Annotated in this window: 21 protein-coding genes and 1 pseudogene; 14 read left to right on the top strand and 8 right to left on the bottom strand. The window is 58.0% G+C overall.

The window, feature by feature from the left end:
- Positions 1-613: 613 nt before the first annotated feature.
- The gene (gene acs, locus KVG87_RS24400) at positions 614-2,569 is read right to left on the bottom strand and encodes an acetate--CoA ligase (protein ID WP_016773581.1); all 1,956 of its coding nucleotides are present in this window, start codon (positions 2,567-2,569) and stop codon (positions 614-616) included.
- A 423-nt stretch (positions 2,570-2,992) separates the two neighbouring features.
- Between acs and KVG87_RS24405 the strand changes: the two genes are divergently transcribed.
- From KVG87_RS24405 to KVG87_RS24425, 5 genes are all read left to right on the top strand, one after another.
- A complete protein-coding gene (locus KVG87_RS24405) occupies positions 2,993-3,253 on the top strand; it encodes a DUF2790 domain-containing protein (RefSeq protein ID WP_217852954.1) in 261 nt (86 codons plus the stop codon).
- 550 nt (positions 3,254-3,803) lie between these two features.
- On the top strand, positions 3,804-5,054 hold the full coding sequence (locus KVG87_RS24410) for a ribonucleotide-diphosphate reductase subunit beta (RefSeq protein WP_039757978.1): 1,251 nt from the start codon (positions 3,804-3,806) through the stop codon (positions 5,052-5,054).
- A 348-nt stretch (positions 5,055-5,402) separates the two neighbouring features.
- Positions 5,403-5,936 (top strand): BRO-N domain-containing protein, encoded by a 534-nt coding sequence (locus tag KVG87_RS24415; protein WP_217852956.1) that lies wholly within the window; start codon positions 5,403-5,405, stop codon positions 5,934-5,936.
- Between the two features lie 114 nt (positions 5,937-6,050).
- A complete protein-coding gene (locus KVG87_RS24420; protein WP_217852958.1) occupies positions 6,051-6,767 on the top strand; it encodes an HNH endonuclease in 717 nt (238 codons plus the stop codon).
- A gap of 183 nt (positions 6,768-6,950) precedes the next feature.
- Positions 6,951-7,937, top strand: coding sequence for a hypothetical protein (locus KVG87_RS24425; RefSeq protein WP_217852961.1), 987 nt, complete (start codon positions 6,951-6,953; stop codon positions 7,935-7,937).
- Between the two features lie 3 nt (positions 7,938-7,940).
- On the opposite strand, the gene KVG87_RS24430 is transcribed toward KVG87_RS24425, so the two are convergent.
- On the bottom strand, positions 7,941-8,630 hold the full coding sequence (locus KVG87_RS24430; RefSeq protein WP_217852963.1) for a DUF6933 domain-containing protein: 690 nt from the start codon (positions 8,628-8,630) through the stop codon (positions 7,941-7,943).
- Positions 8,631-8,707: 77 nt separating this feature from the next.
- Entirely contained in the window at positions 8,708-9,523 is an 816-nt protein-coding gene (locus KVG87_RS24435) for a sulfite exporter TauE/SafE family protein (protein ID WP_217852965.1), read from the bottom strand.
- A gap of 112 nt (positions 9,524-9,635) precedes the next feature.
- Here KVG87_RS24435 and KVG87_RS24440 point away from each other — a divergent pair, with 112 nt between their 5' ends.
- Complete coding sequence (locus tag KVG87_RS24440; RefSeq protein WP_217852967.1) at positions 9,636-10,403, top strand: AraC family transcriptional regulator; 768 nt, start codon at positions 9,636-9,638, stop codon at positions 10,401-10,403.
- A gap of 93 nt (positions 10,404-10,496) precedes the next feature.
- A complete protein-coding gene (locus KVG87_RS24445; RefSeq protein WP_073472092.1) occupies positions 10,497-10,814 on the top strand; it encodes a helix-turn-helix domain-containing protein in 318 nt (105 codons plus the stop codon).
- A 37-nt stretch (positions 10,815-10,851) separates the two neighbouring features.
- Here the strand turns inward: KVG87_RS24445 and KVG87_RS24450 are convergent, their stop codons facing one another.
- Positions 10,852-11,907 carry an MBL fold metallo-hydrolase gene (locus KVG87_RS24450; RefSeq protein ID WP_217852969.1) on the bottom strand — a complete coding sequence of 352 codons (1,056 nt, stop codon included), beginning with the start codon at positions 11,905-11,907 and terminating at the stop codon, positions 10,852-10,854.
- Between the two features lie 211 nt (positions 11,908-12,118).
- Between KVG87_RS24450 and KVG87_RS24455 the strand changes: the two genes are divergently transcribed.
- Together KVG87_RS24455 and KVG87_RS24460 are read left to right on the top strand one after the other, a co-directional pair.
- Positions 12,119-12,727, top strand: a complete 609-nt coding sequence (locus tag KVG87_RS24455; RefSeq protein WP_122602118.1) for a TetR/AcrR family transcriptional regulator — start codon at positions 12,119-12,121, stop codon at positions 12,725-12,727.
- Between the two features lie 232 nt (positions 12,728-12,959).
- Positions 12,960-14,279, top strand: coding sequence for a methyl-accepting chemotaxis protein (locus tag KVG87_RS24460; protein ID WP_217852970.1), 1,320 nt, complete (start codon positions 12,960-12,962; stop codon positions 14,277-14,279).
- 111 nt (positions 14,280-14,390) lie between these two features.
- Here the strand turns inward: KVG87_RS24460 and KVG87_RS24465 are convergent, their stop codons facing one another.
- The gene (locus tag KVG87_RS24465; protein ID WP_076563891.1) at positions 14,391-15,338 is read right to left on the bottom strand and encodes a LysR family transcriptional regulator; all 948 of its coding nucleotides are present in this window, start codon (positions 15,336-15,338) and stop codon (positions 14,391-14,393) included.
- A gap of 15 nt (positions 15,339-15,353) precedes the next feature.
- Between KVG87_RS24465 and KVG87_RS24470 the strand changes: the two genes are divergently transcribed.
- Together KVG87_RS24470 and KVG87_RS24475 are read left to right on the top strand one after the other, a co-directional pair.
- Positions 15,354-16,058 (top strand): CTP synthase C-terminal region-related (seleno)protein, encoded by a 705-nt coding sequence (locus KVG87_RS24470; RefSeq protein ID WP_217852972.1) that lies wholly within the window; start codon positions 15,354-15,356, stop codon positions 16,056-16,058.
- Positions 16,058-16,363, top strand: coding sequence for an antibiotic biosynthesis monooxygenase family protein (locus KVG87_RS24475; RefSeq protein WP_076563893.1), 306 nt, complete (start codon positions 16,058-16,060; stop codon positions 16,361-16,363). Before KVG87_RS24470 ends, KVG87_RS24475 begins: the two co-directional genes overlap by 1 nt.
- Before the next feature lie 126 nt (positions 16,364-16,489).
- Here KVG87_RS24475 and KVG87_RS24480 read toward each other — a convergent pair whose 3' ends face one another.
- The gene (locus KVG87_RS24480; RefSeq protein ID WP_076563894.1) at positions 16,490-16,816 is read right to left on the bottom strand and encodes a DUF2025 family protein; all 327 of its coding nucleotides are present in this window, start codon (positions 16,814-16,816) and stop codon (positions 16,490-16,492) included.
- A gap of 220 nt (positions 16,817-17,036) precedes the next feature.
- Between KVG87_RS24480 and KVG87_RS24485 the strand changes: the two genes are divergently transcribed.
- Both KVG87_RS24485 and KVG87_RS24490 read left to right on the top strand, forming a co-directional pair.
- A complete protein-coding gene (locus KVG87_RS24485; protein ID WP_217852975.1) occupies positions 17,037-18,164 on the top strand; it encodes a glycerophosphodiester phosphodiesterase in 1,128 nt (375 codons plus the stop codon).
- Positions 18,165-18,320: 156 nt separating this feature from the next.
- Positions 18,321-18,626 carry a PepSY domain-containing protein gene (locus KVG87_RS24490; protein ID WP_016773566.1) on the top strand — a complete coding sequence of 102 codons (306 nt, stop codon included), beginning with the start codon at positions 18,321-18,323 and terminating at the stop codon, positions 18,624-18,626.
- Positions 18,627-18,808: 182 nt separating this feature from the next.
- Here the strand turns inward: KVG87_RS24490 and KVG87_RS26340 are convergent, their stop codons facing one another.
- Positions 18,809-19,576, bottom strand: a complete 768-nt coding sequence (locus tag KVG87_RS26340) for a methyl-accepting chemotaxis protein (RefSeq protein WP_409258734.1) — start codon at positions 19,574-19,576, stop codon at positions 18,809-18,811.
- Between the two features lie 117 nt (positions 19,577-19,693).
- Positions 19,694-20,509, bottom strand: a pseudogene (locus tag KVG87_RS26345) (methyl-accepting chemotaxis protein); the annotation flags it as partial.
- A gap of 198 nt (positions 20,510-20,707) precedes the next feature.
- Here KVG87_RS26345 and KVG87_RS24500 point away from each other — a divergent pair.
- Complete coding sequence (locus KVG87_RS24500; protein WP_217852979.1) at positions 20,708-21,730, top strand: transporter; 1,023 nt, start codon at positions 20,708-20,710, stop codon at positions 21,728-21,730.
- Positions 21,731-21,792 lie beyond the last annotated feature (62 nt).

Here is a 21,792-nt window from a genome sequence, read left to right on the forward strand (position 1 = left end):
TTTCAACGTCAGCCACGATGAGCGAGTGATCGGCATTCTAACGACAGGCCCGAAGCCGATATTTCTTCAATGCGACAACTAATTACAGATGCACCGAGAAAGCGGTTTGAGCTCATTGACAGCCCTGCAAATTCATGCAAGAGCGAAAGACAGTGAACCGATACATATTGCAAGTTGCGGGCCTATTATTCGTAAACCCTTCTAATCCGGCAAGCGCAGCGTTATGTCTTATTTTTCCGCGGGGCTTTGGCGGCTCTAAAACGGCGCACCGCGTTTCCCTTCGCCCCGGTTTGGCGCGGGCGGTTACACATTGGGTTGGGGCGGGTAACAGCGGGAAAGGTCTGACGGCGCAGATCGATAATTATTGGTTGAGTCGCTGATCGTTCCCACGCTCCGCGTGGGAACGCCTCCCTCGACGCTCTGCGTCGGCTTATGGGACGCAGAGCGTCCCTTGCTGCATTCCCACGCAGAGCGTGGGAACGATCAAAATGCGCCCACTTCCTTGTGGGAGCGAGCCTGCTCGCGAAGAGGCCAGCCCGATCGACACAAATCCACCAGACACAAAAAAGCCCTGCCCGGCATACACCGGACAGGGCTCCTATGCTCCTAACGCTTAAGCAACATTCATGGTCTTGTGCGTATCAATCAAATGCTGCACCACACCCGGATCCGCCAGGGTCGAGATATCGCCCAAGCCATCGTATTCCGCCGTGGCAATCTTGCGCAGAATACGGCGCATGATCTTGCCCGAACGGGTCTTCGGCAGCCCCGGCGCCCACTGGATCACGTCCGGCGAAGCGATCGGGCCGATCTCCTTGCGCACCCAGTTCTTCAGCTCCAGGCGCAACTGCTCGGTCGGCTCCTCACCGTTCTTCAAGGTCACATAGACATAGATGCCCTGCCCCTTGATGTCATGCGGCACACCCACCACCGCAGCTTCGGCAACTTTCGGATGCGCGACCATCGCGCTTTCGATCTCGGCGGTGCCCATACGGTGGCCGGAGACGTTGAGCACGTCGTCCACGCGCCCGGTGATCCAGTAGTAACCATCGGCATCGCGACGCGCGCCGTCACCGGTGAAGTACATGCCACGGAAGGTCTTGAAGTAGGTATCGACGAAACGATCGTGATCGCCGTACAGCGTACGCGCCTGACCCGGCCACGAATCGAGAATCACCAGATTGCCCTCGGCCTCGCCCTCGATGATGTTGCCGAGGTTGTCGACCAGCGCCGGCACCACACCGAAGAACGGACGCGCCGCCGAACCCGGCTTCAGCGCGTGGGCACCCGGCAGCGGGCTCATCATGTTGCCGCCGGTTTCGGTCTGCCACCAGGTATCGACGATCGGGCAACGCGACTTGCCGACATTCTTGTAGTACCAGTCCCAGGCTTCCGGGTTGATCGGCTCACCTACCGACCCGAGCAGGCGCAGGCTGCTGCCATCGGCGCCTTCAACCGCCGCCTGACCCGAGGCCATCATCGCGCGGATCGCGGTCGGCGCGGTGTAGAGGATGTTGACCTTGTGCTTGTCGATGATCTTCGCCACCCGGGTGATGTCCGGGTAGTTCGGCACACCTTCGAACAGCACGGTGGTCGCGCCGTTGGCCAGCGGGCCGTAGACGATGTAACTGTGGCCGGTGACCCAGCCGACGTCGGCGGTGCACCAGTAGATTTCGCCCGGACGGTAGTCGAACACGCGTTCGTGGGTCATCGCCGCATACAGCAGATAACCGCCGGTGGTGTGCTGCACGCCCTTCGGCTTGCCAGTGGAGCCGGAGGTATAAAGAATGAACAACGCTTCTTCGGCGCCCATCTCTTTCGGTGCGCAAACGGTGCCCGCGACCTTCATCAGGTCTTCGTACCAGATGTCGCGATGCTGGTTCCACTTGATGTCGCCACCGGTGCGCTTGCACACGATGACTTTCTGGATGCTGCTGGTTTCCGGGTTGGTCAGGGCGTCGTCGACGTTGGCCTTGAGGGAAATCTTCTTGCCGGCACGGATGCCTTCGTCAGCGGTGATCACCACTTTAGAACGGCAATCGATGATGCGACCGGCCAGGGCTTCCGGCGAGAAACCGCCGAACACTACCGAGTGAATCGCGCCGATCCGGGTGCAGGCCAGCATGGCGACCACGGCTTCGGGGATCATCGGCATGTAAATGGTCACCACGTCGCCACGGTGCACGTCCTGACCACGCAGGGCGTTGGCCAGTTTGCACACTTGCTCGTGCAGTTCGCGGTAGGTGATGTTGCGGCTTTCGGAAGGATCGTCGCCTTCCCAGATGATCGCGACTTGGTCGCCGCGCTCGGCCAGATGACGGTCGAGGCAGTTGTAGGAAACGTTCAGGGTGCCGTCGGCAAACCACTTGATGTCGACATGGTGATCGTCGAACGAGGTCTGTTTCACCGTGGTGAAGGGCTTGATCCAGTCCAGACGCTTGGCTTGCTCGCGCCAGAAGCCGTCAGGGTTGACGACCGACTGCTGGTACATGGCTTTGTAGGTCGCCTCGTCAGTCAGCGTGTTTGCCAGAACCTCGGGACGAACGGGATACAGAGAAGCCGCACTCATCTTTCCTACCTCGGTGTAATAGTTGTTTTTGTATGACCCCGTTGTAGCCGGGTGGGGGCCATAGAACCATTCGACGATGGTAGTAACAAGCCCCTACAAAATGTCCGCATTCCGTGTAGGAGCTGGGTTGCCAGCGATGCATTCAAAGCGGTCCATCAGGCAACCCCCATCCGCCCAGACTCCAAGATCTCAATCGATTGTTACCAAATCTATCAAAAGTGTTTATCAAAACCGCCCCTGTTTACCGACACCTCACCGCCCTAAAATTCACCTCGCCAACAAGGCAACCGCGATTAACAACGTTACAGCCCCCACGAAGGCCGTTAATCCAGCTCTCCAAGTAACGCATCAAATACTCAAGCTCCACACGCAACCCTAAAAAGGTTGCGTGACCCCACTCGACCTCAAAAAGGTGAATTACAAATGAAAGCTTTATTGGTTCTGGTCCTCAGCAGTCTGTGCGCAACCGCCATGGCAGACGAGGTCCCGACTGATGTCGCACAGCAACAACCGGTCATCGAGGAATACACTTACTCCACACATCTGGACATCGCCAAAGTTGTATCGATGAGCGAAGTACCAAATGTCTGCGAAGTAGTACCGGCGAAAATGGAATACGACGACTCCAAAGGCCAACGCCACATCCTGCGCTACAGCATCATGGGCAACGGCTGCACGAACTGAATCAGACTGCACCGAATCGGATCGCTCAGCGCTACATTGAGGGTCGATTCCAGCCCGGCTACGGTCGGGCTCAGTTGTGTCTGGAGCCGCTAAAAAGGCTTGCAAAACACTAGATATAGTGAAAAACCCGCTTTTCTGGCTATTTTTTAAACAAAAAACCACCTGCCAAAAAATTAACGAAAAAAAATCTTTCGGGGCCGACTCCGCGCAAAGCCCTGTAATCCCTCGGTCGGACCGAAATCCACCCCCTCCTCGGCCGCGCCATGAGCCGATTCGCCGCACCACGCCGGTAAAAATTTCCCTATAATGCCGCCCCATACGGGTCAGCAATATTCCCTTACAGGGAGCAAAAGCCATTCTGAAGCCCCGCAACAGTGCCAGACGCTGATTGCGCCCATCAGAGGCTCTCGGAACCCGTCAAAATTTCTGTTTATTTGCCTGCGTGCAGCGCTGCAAAAAACGACATCCAACGCGGCTTGTTTGGCCGTGTGAAAAACCAACCCTTCAGGTTTCACACGGGCACAAGCCCTCACGCAGGAGACGACACGTCATGCTGAGCTGGGACGAATTCGATAAAGAAGACAGTGAAGTCGCAACCGTGAAAGGCGCCAACGCCGGCCACGCAAGCGAAGCCAACATGGACCGCCTCGACAACGCCGGCGGTGCCGCAGCGCTGGAAGCCCGCGCCGTCACCGCCGACGACTCGGCCGCCGTGGCCCGCGCCAAGGCTGCACTGAACTCCCTCGACGTCGCCGAAGGCCTCGCCGAACTCGAAGGCGCCTCCGCCCGTGTCGCCGTTGACGAAAAGCGCATGATCAACTGCCGCGCCGACCTCAACCAACTCGTACCTTTCAAGTACGACTGGGCCTGGCAGAAGTATCTGGACGGTTGCGCAAACCACTGGATGCCGCAAGAAGTCAACATGACCGCCGACATCGCCCTCTGGAAAAACCCGGAAGGCCTGACCGACGACGAGCGCCGCATCGTCATGCGCAACCTCGGCTTCTTCTCCACCGCCGACTCCCTGGTTGCCAACAACCTGGTACTGGCCGTGTACCGCCTGATCACCAATCCGGAATGCCGCCAGTACATCCTGCGCCAGGCGTTCGAAGAAGCGATCCACACCCACGCCTACCAGTACTGCATCGAATCCCTGGCCATGGATGAAGGCGAAATCTTCAACATGTACCACGAGATCCCATCGGTCGCCAAAAAGGCAGCCTGGGGCCTGAAGTACACCCGTTCGATCTCCGATCCGAAGTTCGAAACCGGCACCCCAGACACCGACAAAGAGTTGCTGCGCAACCTGATCGCCTACTACTGCGTTCTGGAAGGCATCTTCTTCTACTGCGGCTTCACCCAAATCCTCTCCATGGGCCGCCGCAACAAAATGACCGGCGTCGCCGAGCAGTTCCAATACATCCTGCGCGACGAATCCATGCACCTGAACTTCGGCATCGACGTGATCAACCAGATCAAAATCGAAAACCCACATTTGTGGGATGCTGAGATGAAAGAAGAAGCGACCCAGATGATCCTGCAGGGTACGCAGCTGGAGATCGAATACGCACGGGATACCATGCCTCGCGGGGTGTTGGGTATGAATGCTGCGATGATGGAGGATTATTTGAAGTTCATCGCTAACCGTCGTTTGTCGCAGATTGGTTTGAAAGAAGAGTACCCAGGGACGACTAACCCGTTCCCTTGGATGAGCGAGATTATGGACTTGAAGAAAGAGAAGAATTTCTTTGAGACGCGGGTGATTGAATACCAAACTGGTGGTGCTCTGAGCTGGGACTAATAGTCTCGCTTGGCATGATTTGACGATTGCTGCCTGAGTCGACAAGTCGAGAAAGCAAAAAGCCCCGATTTTGTCGGGGCTTTTTTGTGGGCGATCGGTGAGCCTTTTTACGCCTACGTCACAGCGCTCAATCTCCTACAGCACTTACAGTCGCTTCCCATTGAAGCCTGCTGCGAGCACTACTAAGCTCTGTGGCAGGTGCCTAAGAAACGCCCAACGTAGAAAGCTTCGTCAGTGACACAGACGCGTGATTCGTCGGTGACAACTGTTCTGCTCGTTGGGATTTTTTAAGTCCGCTCTACGTTGGGGTCAGGCCCGCCCAAAATCCATAACGTAGAGGTCATAGATATGTCGGATCCATGCTCGGTAACTGTTTTCTCTCGCCACAACCTGTCTCTACATGCCCTTCTACTCGAAAATCAGCCATGGTTCTCCGCCCGGGATGTTGGCCGTTTGATGGGCTTCCACCTGAATGATCGGGTGGTCCACAAGCTAGATAGCGATCAACGCCGCGTCATGCGGATCGAGTACTTTCGAGAACCAGAACAGCATCTGATGCTCAGTGAATCGGGGGTGTATGCGCTATTGATCTATCACTACGTACCGGGAAATCGGTTGCTGCGTGAGTGGTTGACTAATGAGGTAGTGCCGACATTGCGCGATGCGCAGGATTCGGGGGATTCACATCGGCCCATGTTGAGTTTGTTGGATTGGCCGGAAATGTCTTTGAGTTTGCTGCATTGGCAGGATGAGGGCTGGATTCGGCTTCGGGATATGCCTTCTCTGTTAAATGATCAAAATCCACGTCGGGCTTCGGTAGAGAACTCCTGGTGGCGAAGGGTCACGCAGGTGTTTCAGTCTTCGAAGCATTCGATGGGTTAGCGATGTGGTTGTCGGATCTCGAGAGATCCGTCGCTATTTTCTGTAGGAATTTTCCTAGACAGCCGTGATGGCCACTCAGTATCGTCCGAGGGTTTTCAACCCCTCGGCGATTTTATGAGCGACAAGAAAAAAGACACTGACTGGACTGTTGCTGAGATTGAGGCAGCGGTTGACACCTATCTCAGAATGCTTGATTTAGAGCTCGCGGGTCACAAATTCAACAAGGCACATGAGAATCGTGAACTACGCGCATCAGCCTTGTCGACTCGTACAAAAGGCTCTGTCGAATTCCGAATGCAGAACATTTCCAAAGTCCTGATGACGATGGATCGGAAACCCATTAAGGGTTATAAACCGGCGAAAAACGTTGGTTCGAACGTTGAGCAGTTAATACGAATAGCTCTCACAAATCGCGGCTTCCAGCCGGGCGACCCTGCTATTCCGACAGCCGACGAGGAAACACTAGAGCGTCGCGCTGCTGCAATTCAGAAGAAGCACATAAAAGAGCCGCCGAGAGGCATAAAGAAACCAAAGAAAGCGTCAAGTACTCGCACGGTTTACGTTCGCGATCCCGAGGTTAGAGCCTGGGTTCGAAATGAAGCTGAGGGGCATTGCGAAGGCTGTGGCGACCCGGCTCCGTTTCAGATGCATGATCTGCCGTTTCTTGAAGTCCACCATGTCAAACCACTTGCAGATAAGGGTTCGGATCAAGTCTCGAACGCTGTAGCACTTTGTCCGAATTGCCATCGTCGTTGCCACCATTCGAATGATCGCGTGGCGTTTACAGCTTCGCTTTATGAAAGGGTGAAAAGGCTCATTCCAGAGGAATAAAAACTCTGTGACTACGGGGAGTTTTCGCTGCTGAGTGGGTGTCTGAATTCGGTAATGAGTTGATACCACCAATTCGCCAGCAGGCTGGCTCCCACAGATTCAGCATCCTGAAAACAATCAGTGCAACCCGCGCCGCCTCCCGCTATTAATACCCCTCCCCCACTCAAGGATCCGAGCCCCACCATGAAATTCGATCTCGCCTACTGCCTCAGCCTCGACGACAAGTTGTCGATCTATGATGTTCGCGATCTCAATTTCGATGAGACGGTGGCGTTTGACTCCGCGAAGGAACACTTCCAGTGCCCCAACGATGCTTGTCGTTCGACGTTCGAGGCTTCCAATGAGTTGGGCACGTTCAACGCCAAGAACGTGAATTACGTGCGCACGCCGCACTTCAAGAATCTTCCCACGACGCAGCATGTGGCGGGTTGTCCGTATGTGAGTTTGAAGGCTTCAGTGTCTGGCGTTGAGACGGCGGATGGCGAGGTAGATGACGGGCGTGAGGAGCATTTCCCGTCGGAGTTGTTGCTGACCCGGCGTGAGTATGTGCGCAAGCCTGTCACGCCAGCGGGGGCGGCGGATATGTTGCGGGATGATCCGGTGCGGGTGGCGGCGGACAGTGGTAAAGAGTCGGTGGGTCGTGAGTCGGCGCCGGACAAGACCAGTGTGTTTGCGCATCCGGTGGAGTGTTTTGTTTCCAACTTCGCCGACAAGGAGTTGCTCAAGCGCATGCCGTTGAAGGTCGGCGAGCATTCGGCGCCGTACAGTTCGTTCTTCAAGAAGATCGAATATCTGACGGACAACAAAGGGCTGATTTACTGGGGGCGGATCAAGAAGATCGAGGACTTCCACAGTGCCAGTTTTCGGATCGACTTCGAGGACAAGGTCTGGTTCAAGAAGACCGATGACAGTAAGAAGAAGCCGTATCCGGTCAGCGTTTATCTGAACAAGAAGCTGATCGACAACTACCGCAAGCGCAAGGCCTTTCTGGAGGAGATCAAGCACGCGGTGGATAGCGACAAGGCGTTGTTCTGTTTCTTCTATGGGGTGACGCCGGAGTTGAAGCAGGTACCCGGCAAGAAGAACCCCGAAAAACCTTTCGAGGTCTTCAATGCCAACATCGAGAACCTGGATCACTTCATTATTCGTGAAGCGCCGGGGTTGGAGTGACGCTCAGTTGATGCGTGCCCCTTCTTCAAACGCTCGAATCTCCCGCTCCGCCTCCCTGCGTCGCTCAACTGCAGCCTGAACGCCCAGATCTTCCACTCCGCAATACTGGCGCAGCCAATGAGCGAGCATTTCTTCATCAGGGCGAAAGTAATCTTTTCGGTCCTTGGTGTTTCGAATTTGCGAGTTCATCCGCGCATCGAAACCGATAGCTGCACGTTCGCCTTGGGGCAAACAGCCCCACTCTGCCGCGCAATCCTCGAAAAACCAAGCGACTTGTTCGATGTGCTTTTGTGCGCTGCGATGGCCACGGCGATAAAAACGATACTCGCGACTCAGCTCGAGACGATCGGTCATTGTCCCCGCATCAACCCATTGCATGAGGTCATGATTGATTGCGTCGCGGATCAGACTTTCGCGCCAACGCTCGTTAAACCACGCTACAAACCCTTCGGCGTCGGCCTTTTTGGCATCGGCCAGGATCACGCAATAGCGGGTTTTGATGTGCAGGACCAACAACACATATTTGCGCTGCACCGTGATCGCATGAACCAACCACTGTTCGTCCGCGCCGTTCAGCTCATCATCCTCAATAACTGATGACGGCGGTTTGGTGTCCACCGGCGTGATCGTTTGGCCTTTATGAACACGGCTGAAAAACTTGCTGGCGGCTTCGGTGCAATTGAAGATCAACATCCTGGTTCTCTGCTGAAGACTGGAGGGCAACGCTCTGCCGCCGATTCTGATTTCTTTCACCCGCGTCAATCAACGATTCATTTGAGCGACATGCTCAGCAGCACCACGATGAGCAAACCAATATAGATCCAGGCATGCACCCGATCCGGTATCCGCCCTATCCACCGCGCAGCCAATCTGATCCCCAGCAACGAACCAACCGTCAGCAGCGCAAACGCCAGCACATCGACATACCCGATATACCAAACGCCCAAATCAGACTCAGTGAAACCGGCCAGCGCCATGTACGTCAACGTCCCGGCCAACGCTACCGGCACGCTGAGCGGATTGGCCATGGACGTCGCTTGCGACATGCTCAGCCCGCAACGGCGTAGCAGCGGCACGGTCATGACGCTTCCTCCTACACCTATGAAGGTCGCGATGGCGCCGATGCCTACGCCGCCGGCGGATGTTTCCGTCGTGGTCAGTCGCCGTGGGATTGTCGTCTGGGACTGGGTGAGAAATCCGCGACGCAGCAGGCAATCGACGATGGTCACGCCCAGGTAGGCGATGAAGGCGTAGCGGATCACTTGACCGCTGACCCACATCGCAGCGATGGCGCCGACGACCGCGCCCCCGCCGATAAACCCGCCCAATGGCCAGAGGTAGTCCCGGAGCAGATTGCCGGCGCGTTGGTGTTTGCGTGTGGCGATCAGGGCGTTGACGACCATCACGCAGGTCGAGGTGGCCACGGCGATGTGCATGGCCGATTGCGCGATGGGGTCGTCGGCTGCGTGGCTGGCGGTGAGCATGCGATAGAGCAGCGGCACGATGACGAAGCCGCCGCCGAAACCGAAGAGCACGGCGCTGATGCCGGTGAGGCAACCGAACAGCGTAAGCAGGAGGTAGAACATGGTGGGCGTCCAGGATCGGGGGAGCCCAGGACATTAGAGCGTGATGCACTGGCCGGCTTCAGTAGTTGGGCCAATAATGTTCGCGTTTACGCCAATCGCTGGAACACGCCTGATGCGCAATATTTCGATCAATCAGCTCGATGACACGCCTCGCCCGGTCGTGGCCATCGGTACCGATTATTCCCACGGCCACCTACTCCCGTTTCATACGCATCGACGTGGCCAATTGCTCTACGGCGCCACAGGCGTGATGCAAGTCAGCACTCGGAACGGTAATTGGGTGGTGCCGCCGCAGCGCGCGGTGTGGATTCCGCCGGGCGTGGCCCATGAGGTATTGATGCTCGGGGTGAGCACGCGCAGCGTGTATATCGAGCCGGGAAACGTGGAATTGGGGCCGGACTGCCAAGTGCTCAACGTGTCGCCGCTGCTGCGGCATCTACTGATGGAAGCGGTGGACGTGCCACTGATGTACGACCAAGCCGGACGCGACGGCGTGCTGATCAACTTGCTGTTGCATGAACTGGCACGCAGCGCGCCCCTTGCCCTACACATTCCCATGCCCGCCGAAGGAAAGCTCCTCAGTCTGTGTCAGACCTTTCTGAACCTGCCCAACACCCATCAATCCCCGCAGGATTGGGCCGCTCAGTTACACATAAGCTTGCGCACCTTTAACAGATTGTTTCGGCAGCAGACCGGGCTCAGCTTTCGTCAGTGGCGCCAGCAGGCGTGCGTCGTGCAGGCGTTGGCACGGTTGGCGGCGGGGGAAGCGGTGACGCGGATTGCTCTGGACTTCGGCTACGAGAGCCCGGCGGCGTTTTCGACGATGTTTCGGCGTGTGCTGGGACAGGCACCGTCCGTCTGGTTGGAGCCGGCGAACTAGGCAAATTCGAAAAATGCGTTTGATCCCGGCCGAAAACAACTGTACAAAAACACAGTACATTTTCAATCAGCACTTTTGAGCCCGGAGCACACCATGGCCTCTCTTGCGATGAACCACGTCCTCGAACGCATTGCCCTTTTCCAGTTCACCCCGACCCACTGCGTCCAGGCCCGCGCCATGCTGGGCTGGAGCGTTGAACAACTGTCGCGCGAGGCCGAAGTGGCGGTGGCAGATATCCAGCGGTTCGAAGCGCAGCAGGACGTAGCGGACGCCGCGAGACTGGCACTGGCTTATCGGTTCGAAGCGCAGGGGTTAGTGTTCTTCCCGGGGTTTGCACCGGGGCGCAGTGTCAGGGCGCAGGCTATGGCGGGGGAATCGGTGGGGCGTGGGGATTTTGCGATGGCTGACTAAGCTGGCGAGGGGGACGCCCCTCACCAACTGAACGGATTCATGCGTTCTGTACCACCGCCTCCCCCTCCTCTTCAACCGCCATCCACCACGCACTCCCCCGTTGTGGATGCGCAATGTTGAACGCCTCCCCCATTCGCGGTGTGGTAATCGCAATACTGCGTTCCCATGCAAGCGCAAGGATGCGGTCAAAAGGTTCGTGCCAGGCGTGCATGGCCAGGTCGAAGGTGCCGTTGTGGATCGGGAAGAGCCAGCGGCCCTTGAGGTCGATGTGGGCTTGCAGGGTTTCTTCCGGTTGCATGTGCACGTGGGGCCATTCGACGTTGTAGGCGCCGGTTTCCATCAGGGTCAGGTCGAACGGGCCGTATTGTTCGCCGATGCGTTTGAAGCCGTCGAAGTAACCGCTGTCGCCGCTGAAAAAGATTCGTGTGTCGGCGTCGATCATCACCCAGGACGCCCACAGCGTGCTGTTGCCGTCGAACAGGCCACGGCCGGAGAAGTGCTGCGATGGGGTGGCGATGAAGCGGATACCGGCGATTTCGGTGCCCTGCCACCAGTCGTACTGCCGCACCTTGCTGGCGTCGATGCCCCATTTGATCAGGGTGTCGCCCACGCCCAGCGGAGTCAGGAAGTAAGTGGTTTTGGCGGCGAGTTTGAGTACCGCTTCGTAGTCGAGATGGTCGTAATGGTTGTGCGAGAGGATCACCGCTTCGATCGGTGGCAGTTCGTCGATGCTGATCGGTGGCTGATGAAAACGTTTCGGACCCGCCCATTGCACCGGCGAGGCGCGCTCGGCGAAGACGGGGTCCGTGATCCAGAATTTGTCGCGCATCTTCAGCAACAGCGTCGAGTGCCCCAAGCGGTAAACGCTGTGATTGGGCGCTGCGAGCAGATCTTCACGGGTCAACGGTTGCACAGGGATGGCGGCGGTCGGACGGGTGTTGCGCGGTTTGTGGAAAATCATGTTCCACATGATCCGCAGCATTTTGCGTACCCCTTCGCGCTGCACCGGCGCATGATTGCGAAACAGCCCTTGATCCTGGCGCGAGGCTTCAGGCGTGGGAGTGTTATCCGGGAGAGAGACTGGATTGGCCATGAATGAACGACTCCGAAAAACCGTGTGCTGCACGGTATTCCACGGGAAATGAAAATGGCCAAGCTGCACGCAAAGGCCAAACGCTCTGGTTTGTAAGGTGCGAGGATTAACGCAACATTACACTGAGCGGTGTAGTTTCTAGGTTGCATCAAAGCCGGCGCCAAGTAAACTGCCGAGTGTAATTTCCTCCCTTCTCTGCTGAAGCCCGCTCATGACCGCTCCACAACGCCTCACTGACCGCAAACGCGAAGCCATCATCCAGGCGGCGATCGCCGAATTCCGTGCCCACGGTTTCGAAATCACCAGCATGGACAAGATCGCCGCTACGGCCGGCGTGTCGAAGCGGACGGTGTACAACCACTTCCCGAGCAAGGAAGAGCTGTTCGCCGAGATCCTGAATCAGTTGTGGGCGCGGATCATTGCCGAGCCGTCGGTGAGCTACAACCGCGAGCAACCACTGCACGAACAACTGCGCCAGATGCTGCGAGAAAAAGTGCAGATGATGGCCGACGAGAATTTTCTCACCCTCGCCCGGGTGGCGATTGCCGCAACCATTCATTCCCCTGAACGTGCGCAGAACATGATCGAGCGCATGGGCGAGCGCGAGGAAGGACTGACTGTCTGGATACGCGCGGCGCAAGCCGACGGACGGCTCAAACCGGTGGATCCAGAGTTTGCCGCGCATCAAGTACAAGGTTTGCTCAAGGCATTCGCGTTCTGGCCGCAGATCTCGCTGGGTCGCGCGGCCCTTGATCCAGACGCGCAGAATGCAGTTGCCGAGTCGGCGCTGGAGATGTTCCTGGCACTGTATCAGCGGTGAATCACCGGCTCGTCGAGCCGTGTACAACTAATATCGTAAAAAGTTATACAAACTTGTGAAAAATTCCTTTCTTGTACAACTTTATTAAGTTTTGTATAAGTAGCCATCTGCCAGTAACGGAACGCTGGCATTGAGCAGTCACCACCGAATGCCGTCTGTGCATTTCGGTCTGCCGGCGCAGGAATAGGGACTGAATCCTTTTGATTTTCCCCACTTCCCGAGTATCGCAAGCATGTTTTTCAATCGCCAGAAAGCCGCCTTCGCTGAACTGCAACACACCGTTTTTGACCAGGCCGCGATGCTCGAAGCGATCAACCGTTCGATGGCGGTGATCGAGTTCGATCTTGATGGCGTGGTGTTGCGTGCCAATGACAACTTCCTCAAGACCATGGGTTACACGGCTGCCCAGGCGATCGGCCAGCCGCATCGGCATTTCTGCACACCGGAGTTCGGTCGCAGTGCCCAATACACTGAGCTGTGGTCGCGCCTGAAAAACGGTCAGTTCCAGTCCGGCACTTTTGAACGGGTCGACAGCAAAGGCCAGCCGATCTGGCTGGAGGCCAGTTACAACCCGATCAAGGATGCGTCGGGACGGGTGATCAAAGTGGTCAAGTACGCGATGGATGTCACCGCCAAGGTGCAGCAGGAGAACGAGGCCAACGCCAAGCTGCAGGCGATCGATCGCGCGATGGCGGTGATCGAGTTCGATCTCGACGGCAACATTCTTACCGCCAACCAGAATTTTCTCACGCGCATGGGTTACAGCCTCGCAGAGCTCAAGGGCCAGCATCACCGCTTGTTCTGCACCCCGGCGCTGGTCAACAGCAGCGCCTATCAGGATTTCTGGCGGCGCCTGAATCAGGGCGAGTTCTTCCACGGGCAGTTCGAGCGCGTGGATAAACGCGGTCAGATCGTCTGGCTGGAGGCCAACTACAACCCGGTCTATGACGCTTCGGGGCGCTTGTACAAAGTCGTGAAATTCGCGTCTGACGTTACCGCTCGTGTCGAGCAACACGAACAGGACGCGCGCAGTGCCAGCACCGCTTACCACATCTCAGTAGCGACACGAAAAGTCGCCGAGCAAGGTACGCAAGTGATTCAACAGGCTGCCAGCGAAATGCGCGAAATCGCCGAGGACATCAGCCAATCTTCGACGTTGATTGCGCAACTGGGCGACCGCTCCGAGCAAATCACCGCCATCGTCAACACCATCCGCGCGATCGCCGATCAGACCAATCTGCTCGCCCTCAACGCGGCCATCGAGGCGGCACGCGCCGGTGAACAGGGTCGCGGGTTTGCCGTGGTCGCCGATGAAGTGCGGCAACTGGCGGCGCGCACCAGCGGTTCCACCGCAGAGATCTCCACCATGATCAGTCTGATCCAGAGCGAAACACGGCAGGCGATCAAAAGCATGCAAGGCACCCGCGACCGCGCCGCAGAAGGCGTGGAACTGGCCAATCAGGCCGGCACGGTGATTCTGCAGATTCGCGATGGCGCCAGTGAGGCGGTGGATGCGGTGAGCATGTTTGCCAATGAGCGGGTGTCGGGGTGATGGGGTTGGTTTGAATGAGTCGGCGGGCTTAACACTTACTCTGGCGGTGTACCGAGGTGCGGCCTTCGCGAGCAGGCTCGCTCCCACGAGGAGTTTGTGAACGGCGCAGATTCAAGGTGTGGGGAGGCGCAACGCTCGCCCGAGCTCATCGAACAACGTCACCACCGAGCGCAAGGCCCGGCAATCGGGCCGGGTCAGCAGCCACAGCGCCGTGTCGTAGCCCGGCAACGCATCGCTCAACATCTGCAAACCATCGCTGATCAGAAAGTCGGGTAAAGCCGCCACGCCGAGGCCGGCACGCACCAGTTCCGTGACTGAAAGCATGCTGTTGCAACGATAAGCAGGGATTACACCGGGTAACTGTTGGCGGCGCCAGGCCACGGTAGGGTGATCCGGGAGGAATTCGTCCGGGGCAATCCAGGTCAGCGCAGCCAGATTCGACGCATTCCTATTTTCTAGATATCGCTCACTGGCGCAAACGCGATAGGAAACCTTCGCCAGTCGCCGTCCCACCAAGTGCTCCGGTGGTGTAAGTGTCATGCGCAAGGCAATGTCAGCATCGCGGCGGCTGAGGTTGGCGAAATCGTTGGAGGTGCTCAGTTCGATCGTCAATGCCGGATAGTTGGGCATGAACTGCGCCAGCGCCGGCAACAACAAGCCTTGCAGAACAGAGTCGGTACAGGTCAGCCGCACCGTGCCGCTGATCACTTCCCTACCCTGCTCCACACCGATCCGGGCGGCTTCCAGCGCCTGTTCGGCGCGTTCGGCTTGCTCAGCCAGGGTCTGCGCTAACGAGGTTGGCAGGTAACCGGCGCGGCTTTTTTCAAACAACTGCTGACCGAGCGCTGACTCCAGTCGGCGAACAGCGCGAAACACCGTCGAAACGTCGACCTGAAGCAACTGCGCCGCCCGTGCCAGCGAGCCGCTGCGCACCAAGGCCAGGATCAGCGTCAGATCGGGATAGTCGAGTCGATAGTGCGCCGCTGCATTGATCACTTGGGGAAACGCCAATATTGAATGCGTGAGCGCCAATCTATAGTGGCTGCCATCCATCAGCAAGCGTAGGGAAATCCCATGGAAAATCGCGCCATTCGCATCGCCCTGATTGGCGACTACGACCCTCAAGTCACCGCCCACCAAGCAATCCCGGTTGCACTCGGCCTGGTCGCCGAACACCTGCAACGCACCGTGCAGTTCGAGTGGTTGGCCACTGAAGAGATCGGCACCGACACTGCGCTGACTCAATTCGATGGATTCTGGTGTGTACCCGCCAGCCCTTATAAAAGTGAAGACGGTGCGCTACGCGCCATCCGCTTTGCCCGCGAGCAAGGGCGACCTTTCCTCGGCACCTGTGGCGGTTTTCAGCACGCGGTTCTGGAATATTCGCGCAATGTGCTGGGCTGGGCCGACGCCGAGCATGGGGAAACCTCGCCAGAATCCGAACGCGCTGTGCTCACGCCGCTGAGCTGCTCGCTGGTTGAAGCCATCGACGTCATTCACCTCCAGCCCGGCTCGTTGATCGCCAAGGCGTACGAAAAGTTTGAAATTGAAGAAGGCTATCGCTGCCGCTACGGCGTGAATCCGCAGTTCGAACAGCATTTGATGAGCGATCAGCTACAAGCGGTAGGCCGTGGTTCAGCGGGGGATCTGCGCGCTATCGAACTGAAAAAACATCCGTTTTTCGTCGCCACGCTGTTCCAGCCGGAACGCGCCGCACTAAAAGGAAAAATGCCACCGCTGGTTCACGCGTTTATCGAAGCCTGCATGGAGCCAAGCTGATGACAACTTGCTACGCAGTGATTTTCACATCGACCCGCACCGAGGGTGACAACGGTTACGCCGCCGCGGCGCAGCGCATGGCCGAGCTGGCAAGTCAGCAGCCTGGCTTTCTTGACGTGGAATCAGTTCGGGGCGCGGACGGTGTCGGGATTACCGTGTCGTATTGGCAGAGCGAGGCCGCGATTCTCGCATGGAGAGATAATCCCGAGCACCGGTTGATTCAGGCACGCGGGCGCTCTGAATGGTATTCGGCGTTTCACACCCGAGTATGCCGTGTTGAGCGCGAGTATGTATCCGGCCATTGAGGTTGGCGGCGCCCCCAACGCCGCCTTCGCGAGCAGGCTCGCTCCCACATTGGATCTGTGGCGTTCACAAAATCCCTGTGGGAGCGAGCCTGCTCGCGAAGAGGCCCGCAACCACACTGCAATACCTCAACCGCGCACCAGACTCCGCACCGCAACAATCTCCGGCACTTCAACTTTGCTCATGTAAACCCGCAACGGCTCGGTGATGTTAATCCGGTCGTCGATGTGTTGATCGAGCAGCAACTGAATCAACTCGCGCTTGAGCGTCATGGTGGTTTCCGACGCCGTCGCCCAGACGAATTCGCTGGCCGGGATGATGCCGTCGTCGGCGACGTCCATGCCGAAGGAGTCTTCGCTGAAGCGCACGATGTATTGGCCGGTCTTGCGGTTGAGGCCAACGAAGCCTTTGAGGTCGTCGGCGGCCTGGCAGATGAGTTGGGAGGTGATGCGCATGATAAACCTCACGAAAGATGATCGATGGTTTACACGCAGGGCAATGTAGCGGCGCGCCCTCTGCCGGGGCATATGCCGTGGGCAAGCGTACTGCAAACAGCGCCACAAAAGTGCAGGAAACTTCCGTTTTGCTCGCTTTATGTCGGTCTGGCGATAGCCCTGCGGCGCTTCAATTGTTAAAAGGTACGTCTCGAAAAAAACCTGCGAAAGGAACTCGACCATGCCTGCCACTTTTACCCGAAGCGCTCTGGTGCTGAGTCTGTTGTTCGGCCTCGGTCAGGCGCATGCCGCCAGCCACCCCGAGCCCAAGGCAATCGCTGCCGCCCATGGCATTCCGCATCCGGCGGTGATTGCCCACCGTGGCGCGTCGTTCGATGCCCCGGAATCCACCGCTGCGGCCTACAAACTTGCCCGTGACCTCGGCGCCGATTACCTGGAAATGGATTTGCAGCGCAGCAAGGACGGCGTGCTCTTCGCCCTGCACGACGACAACCTGCAACGCACCACCGACGTCGCCAGCAAATTCCCCGAGCGCAAGGACAGCCCGGCCACCGCGTTCACCATGGCCGAACTGAAAACCCTCGATGCCGGCAGCTGGTTCAACAGCAAATATCCTGACCGCGCACGCCCCTCCTACGCCGGGCTGAAGATTCTTACCCTCGATGAAATCATCGACATCGCCCGCGCCAACCCGCAGCACAAGCCGGGCCTGTACATCGAAACCAAAGAGCCGCAGCTGTTTCCCGGCATCGAACATGACCTCAAGGAAAAACTGCAGGATCGCGGCTGGCTCAGTCCGGCCGGTTCGAAACTGGCGAAAAGTGCGCTCGGCGTCGGTCAGGGCAAAGGCAAGGTGATCCTGCAGACCTTCGATAAAAACAGCCTGCAATTGCTGGAAAAGGAAATGCCGCAAGTGCCGAAGATTCTGCTGTTGTGGGTCGGCGAAGGCAGCATCGAGCCTAAATCTGCGGTGACGTTTGCCGCGTCCGGCGAGAAAGACAAAAACGTGTTCTACGGCAAACAGGAACCGAAGTCGGAAGCGGAATTCAAGCAATGGGTCGATTACGCCAAGGCCCAGGGCGCGATCGGCACCGGCCCTTCGGCGAAGCTGACTCAGGGTGGTGATCAGAGCTATTCCGACCTGGTGCAGCCATGGATGAATCAGTACACCCACGATCAGGGCATGCTGGTGCATGTTTATACGGTCGACGAGGCGGTGGACTACGAGAAAGTCATGGCGGCGGGTGTCGACGGCATCTTTACCAACCGCGCCAGTGAACTGTTGAAGTTTTACAAGCGTCCGGCTGTTGGCGGTGTTGATGAGGTTCTGAAGAAGAACGGTTTCTAAGTTGTTATCGAGTCGCCTGCTTCGCGAGCAGGCTCGCTCCCACAAAGAGCAGTTTTATCGCGAAGCAGAGATTTAAGGGTGAGTTAAGTTGCGCTGGTTAATCTGAACCCACTTACACAGATCAACCACTTCAACGCACTGCCAAGGAATGAACCGATGAAAACTTTGACTGCCCTGTTTACCGCCGCTGCCCTGACCCTCACCGCTGGCCTGGCTCAGGCTGATGTTCGCATCGACCAGATCCCGCAACTGGTCAAGGACGGCAAGATCAAGTCGCTGGAATCGATGAACGCCGAAGCACTGAAACTGCACCCGGGCGCAACGATTACCGACACCGACCTGGATAACCACTTCAATGGTTATGAGTATGAAGTTGAACTTAAAACTGCTGACGGCAAAGAGTTCGACGTGGACTTTGATGCCACCACCGGTAAAGTGCTGAGCGACAAGCAAGATACTTGATAGACCGCTGTTAAAGAGCCGCACGATTGAAAAATCGTGCGGCTTTTTCATGCCTGCCGTAAATCATGTGGGAGCGAGCCTGCTCGCGAAAGCGGAGTGTCAGCGACATCAATGTTGACTGTTCCACCGTTATCGCGAGCAGGCGAGGACCTACGAAAGTTGCCGGACGCTTGAACTCGCAATCAAGCACTCAACCGCGCCGTCACCTCGTTCAACTGCCCCGACAACCCATGCAGGTTCTGACTCGCACTTTCGGTGCGCTGCACGTTGTCGAGGTTGGTGCTGGCAATCGCGGTGATTTCAGTCAGGTTGCGCGAGATATCCTCGGCCACCGACGTCTGCTCTTCCGCCGCCGTGGCGATCTGCCGGTTCATGTCGCGAATCGCCTCCACCGCCAAGGTGATGCGCTCCAGCATCGCGCCGGCCTGGGTAACTTGCTCGACACTTTCATCACTGCGCGCCTGGCCGCTCTCGATAGCCTGCGCGGCATCGACAGCGCCGGTCTGCACGTTCTGAATGATCTGGTTGATCTCGATGATCGACTCCGCCGTGCGCTGAGCGAGGTTGCGCACTTCATCGGCAACGACGGCAAAACCACGCCCGGCCTCACCCGCCCGCGCCGCTTCGATGGCTGCGTTGAGCGCCAGCAGATTGGTCTGTTCGGCGATGCCACGAATCACTTCCAGCACCTTGCCAATACGACCGCTGTCGGCTTCCAGTCGACGGATCACCGTGGCGGTGTTGGCGATCTCGCCGCGCATCTGCGTGATCGAGTGAATGGTGGTCTGCATGACCTTTTCACCCTGCTGCGCCGACTGATCGGCATCGTCAGCGGCACGCGCGGCATCGGCGGCATGACGGGCGACTTCCTGCGCCGTGGCGGACATTTCATTCATCGCCGTGGCCACTTGATCAGTGCGGTTGAATTGCTCGCTGGTGCCGCCGGCCATGGTCGTGGCAATGGCGTTCAACTCGCCGCTGGCGCTGTCCAGATCACCGGCGCTGCGTTGCAAGCGAGTGAAGGTGTCAGCCAGAAAATCGCGCAGAGTGTTCGCTGCGGCAGCGAGGTTGCCCAGTTCATCGCGACGCTCGCTGACAACACGTTCAGCCAACTGGCCACGGCTCAAGCGGGTGACGTAATCGATGAGGTTGCGGATCGGCTCGATCAGGTTGCGGCTGACCAGCCACAGGCTCAGCAGACCGATCAACAAGCCTGACGCGAGCATCACCAACAGGCCCAGCCACACGGTGCGCTCAGCGCTGGCACTGATCAACGCCGATTGCGCGGTGCCCTGCTCGCGCAGCTCGGCGACCAGTGCGCTCATCTGCTCGCTGGTGGCGCGATCAACGCCTTTGACCGCTGCGTCGCCGGCGCTCGGATCACCACCGGCAGCCACGTAGGCATCGCGGCCGTTCTGGTAGGCCGCGCCCAACTGGCGATGCTCCTCGCGCAAGCGTTCAATGCGTGACTTGAGAGTTGCCTCGATGCCTTTCTGGCCGGCCAGTTCGCCGAGAATGTTCTGCACGTCGCGCTGACGCTCTTCGAACTGGCTCCAGTATTTCGCCAGATCCGCCGGTTGCTTGCCGCGCAGCAGGACGTTTTTCCATTCCTGCACCTGCACTTTGAATTGCAGGTTGGCTTCATCGATCAGTTGCGAAGTGTGCAACGGGCCGGCGATCAACTGGCTATAGCTTTGCACGCCGTTGGAGAGGAAATGAAAGCAGGCCAGCGCGATCAACAATATCGCCAGCAGACTGCCGCTCAGCAGGGCGAGAATTTGCGTTCTCAGGGATTTTTGCAGCATTGCAAGGTACTCGAAGCAGGGATGAGGCACGCCCGAGCGGACGTGAAAAATGGCCGGACTTCCCTGTCGACGTACCATGGCCAAGGGCCGATGGCGCGCAACCTAACTCACCTGAGATCGGCGCGCCAGAGCGCTTCTTGAGAATCTTCCGACAGTCGGTAACGCGTTGATTTGCAGTCACTTTACTGTCACAAAACGGTCATGTTGGCTTGCGATCATGCCGCTCAGGTGAACCTGAAAATCCCCCACCAGACACCCTCCTCCCAGCGAGCCGCCATGAACCACAGCCTCGATATCAGCCATCGCGCCCCGGACCTGTTTGGCTTGCTCTACGGCTTTCGCTTCCTGCCCGGTGAGCGCGGGCGCGAGATCGATTCGGCAACGGCCTTGCGCTACTTGCAGGACGACGGCGACAGCGAAGAATTTCTCTGGCTGCACCTGAACCTGGCCCACGCCGCGTGCGAGCGCTGGATGAAAAGTCATCTGCAATTACCCGAGGAGTTTTTCGAAGCGCTGCACGAAGGTTCGCGTTCGACGCGCATCGAGCATGTCGATTCGGCGCTGCTGGCGGTGGTCAACGATGTGGTGTTCAACCTCAGCAGCATGGTCTCCTCCGACGTGTCGACGCTGTGGGTCTGCGTGCGCAGCAAACTGATCGTCAGCGCGCGCCTGCAACCGCTGCACTCGGTGGACAAGTTGCGCTCGTCGGTGAAGGCCGGCGAATGCTTTCGCTCGCCCTCGGAACTGCTCGTGCATTTGCTGCGCGATCAGGGCGAAGTGCTGACGCAGATCGTGCGCAAGACCAGCCTGAGTGTCGATCAGGTCGAAGACGAACTGCTCTCCTCGCGCCTGTCGACCAACCGCGCCGAACTTGGCGCCAACCGTCGCGTGCTGGTGCGCCTGCAACGGCTGTTGGCGCTGGAGCCAGGGTCGTTGCTGCGCCTGCTCAATCGTCCGCCGCCGTGGTTGCAGAAGGAGGACGTCAAGGAGTTGCGCAAATCCACCGAGGAGTTTGCGCTGATCATCAACGACCTCACCGCCCTCGGCGAACGGATCAAACTGTTGCAGGAAGAAATCGCCGCCAACCTCAACGAACAAAGCAACCGCACGCTGTTCACCCTGACGGTGGTGACGGTGCTGGCCTTGCCGATCAACATCATTGCCGGTTTTTTCGGCATGAATGTGGGGGGTGTGCCGCTTTCGCAGGACCCGCACGGGTTTTGGGTGCTGGTCGCGCTGGTGGCGACGTTCACCGTGATTGCCGGGCGCTGGGCGTTTCGCAAGCGTGGGGATCATTGAGCGCAAATCCCACACACAAGACAGTCCCCCTGTGGGAGCGAGCCTGCTCGCGAAGTCGGTGT

The organism is Pseudomonas siliginis, assembly GCF_019145195.1.
In the GTDB taxonomy this organism is placed as follows: Bacteria; Pseudomonadota; Gammaproteobacteria; order Pseudomonadales; family Pseudomonadaceae; genus Aquipseudomonas; species Aquipseudomonas siliginis.